The sequence below is a fragment of the Mycobacterium sp. KBS0706 genome, from assembly GCF_005938675.2.
Lineage (GTDB): Bacteria > Pseudomonadota > Alphaproteobacteria > DSM-16000 > Inquilinaceae > Inquilinus.
Window position 1 is genome coordinate 1 of the sequence record NZ_VCCH02000240.1, and the last position, 2378, is coordinate 2378.

Annotated in this window: 2 protein-coding genes; both read left to right on the plus strand. The window is 62.5% G+C overall.

The features are described 5' to 3' along the window. Positions 1–304 precede the first annotated feature (304 nt). Positions 305–664, plus strand: a complete 360-nt coding sequence (locus FFK22_RS44220) for a helix-turn-helix transcriptional regulator (protein ID WP_306770268.1) — start codon at positions 305–307, stop codon at positions 662–664. Then, on the plus strand, positions 654–1970 hold the full coding sequence (locus FFK22_RS41470) for a type II toxin-antitoxin system HipA family toxin (protein ID WP_138893650.1): 1317 nt from the start codon (positions 654–656) through the stop codon (positions 1968–1970). Before FFK22_RS44220 ends, FFK22_RS41470 begins: the two co-directional genes overlap by 11 nt. The last annotated feature ends 408 nt before the right edge of the window (positions 1971–2378 follow it).

The following is a 2378-nucleotide window of genomic DNA, read 5'->3' on the forward strand; positions in this document are numbered from 1 at the left end:
GTCTGATCCAAAGCCCCGCCCCGAAAAGGCGGGGTTTTGCGTGTTCTGCGGAGCGTTCACAGGGAAGGCTACGCCTGCTCCGAATGCCGTGGCCAGCACGCGAGTAGCGCATGTCGCACGCTGTTCGTACCTTCGTGGTTAGACGGTTAGAAGGCAAGCTAGGCCGGCTGAACCGCTCCGGTGGCTTCTCTATGATCCAAATCGGCCTGATACGGAGCATTTGTGATCCACGCCTTGACTCCGCACCTCAGGATGCGATGGAATGGTCTATGCGTGCTCCGGATCGTGGCGATATGGAGCATATATGATACAAAGAGCTACTCAGGAGGCAGCGACGCAAGAGAGGACATACTCGCGCTATGCGCTTGAAGGGCTTGCCCTTCTGGGCAAGTCGATACGCCTTGGGCGCATGCGGAAGCGGCTGACCGCTCAGGATCTCGCCGAGCGGGTAGGCGTGTCGCGCAGTACCTTGCAGCGCATCGAGAAGGGTGATCCCAAAGTCGAAATCGGGCTGATGTTCGAGGCCGCCGCCATCGTCGGCGTCAGCCTGTTTGACGCAGACGAGAAGAGGATTACCGCGCTCGCGGAGCGGACGGATGATCGGATCGCGCTGCTTCCGAAGCACGTCTACAAGGCCGGCAAGCCGGTGATCGATGAATTCTAAGGTCCCGAGCTACGATGAAGCCTACGTCTGGACATGGCTGCCGGGCGCGACCGAACCGGTAGTCGCCGGGCGTCTGCATGCGCATGACGGGGTGGTCACCTTCAATTATGGACGCAGCTACCGAGAGCGGCTCGAGGCAGTGCCGCTTTATCTGCCGGAGCTGCCCCTTCAGGCTGGCGAGCTGCCCCTGCTTCCCGGCCTGATTATGCCGGGCTCTATCCGCGATGCCGCTCCCGATGCCTGGGGGCGACGCGTCATTCTCAATCGCAAGTTCGGCGTTCAGGGAGACGGGGTTGCGCACCTCGATCTCTCCGAACTGACCTTCCTGCTGGAATCGGGGTCGGACCGGATCGGCGCCCTCGATTTCCAGTTCTCGCCGAATGTCTATGAGCCACGTTCGCCGGCGGGCGCCACGCTTGAAGAGCTGATCCAGTCGGCAGAGCGGGTCGAAAAAGGCATCCCGCTCTCGCCCGAGCTCGACCAGGCGCTACACCACGGCAGCTCGATCGGCGGCGCGCGGCCGAAAGCGCTGATCGAGGATGGCGCGGTCAAACACGTTGCGAAGTTCTCTTCGTCTTCCGACCTCTACAGCGTCGTCAAGGGCGAGTTCATCGCCATGCGGCTCGCCGCGATGTGCGGCATCAACGCCGCGCCCGTCTCCCTGGTCCGCGCCGCCGGCAAGGACGTCCTGCTCGTCGAGCGGTTCGATCGCGTGCGTTCGGGTGACGGCTGGCAGCGCAAGGCAATGGTTTCGGCGCTCACAATGCTCGCCCTCGATGAGATGATGGCGCGCTACGCCAGCTATCAGGACCTCGCGGAGATCATCCGGCACCGCTTCACCGCACCGGCAGACACGCTGCGCGAGCTGTTCGCCCGCATCGTTTTCAACATTCTCTGCGGCAACACTGACGACCATGCCCGCAACCATGCCGCATTCTGGGACGGGGCGATGCTCACCCTCACGCCTGCCTATGACATCTGCCCGCAAGGGCGGGTTGGGCAGGAGGCCACCCAAGCCATGTTGATCAGCGGCAACAACCGGATGAGCCGCATCGCGTCCTGTCTCGATGCTGCGCGCCACTTCCTGCTTTCGGAGCCGGAGGCGATCCGGATTGTCGAAGACCAGCTGCGCTGCATCGCGTCGCACTGGCAGAGCGTCTGTGAGGAAGCCGCCTTTGGTGACGCCGACCGCAACCTGTTCTGGGGGCGGCAGTTCCTTAATCCCTTCGCGTTCACGGCGCTCGAAGGCGATGCAACCAAACTGAAAGCACTCGCGGACGACATTCGCGGTGGCGCCGCGGCCTAAAAGCTCCCCCTACGGTTTCGGCAGGTACCCTTGGCGCTCGCTATCGATGTCGGTCACCTCTTTATATTCCACTGGTTTCCGGGGTTCGGCGCCATCGAAGAACCGAAACCGATCTCGCTCAGGGCACCATGAGCACCGAGCCGTCGACTCGATACGACCAGACCGCGCGCCAGAATGGGTCGTCGGATCCAGCTCGCACCACCGGCTGAGCTGGCTTCCAGTCACCTTCGAATTCTACTTGCCTCAGCGGCGGAACCGCGGGGTCCAACTTTCGATGAGATCATCATCGTTGTCGTTGTCGACTGGGTCTTCCTCCGGGCCGATCTCGGTCGAGACGAGAACGGTCAAGACTTTGCCGTACCCTCCAAGGCCGACCGCTTCCTCGGATACGGCAGCCTTCCTGGTGCC

Bases quoted from the DNA above. Each gene is read 5' to 3' on its own strand.
- FFK22_RS44220 (WP_306770268.1), top strand. From the start codon at position 305: ATGATACAAAGAGCTACTCAGGAGGCAGCGACGCAAGAGAGGACATAC.
- FFK22_RS41470 (WP_138893650.1), top strand. From the start codon at position 654: ATGAATTCTAAGGTCCCGAGCTACGATGAAGCCTACGTCTGGACATGG.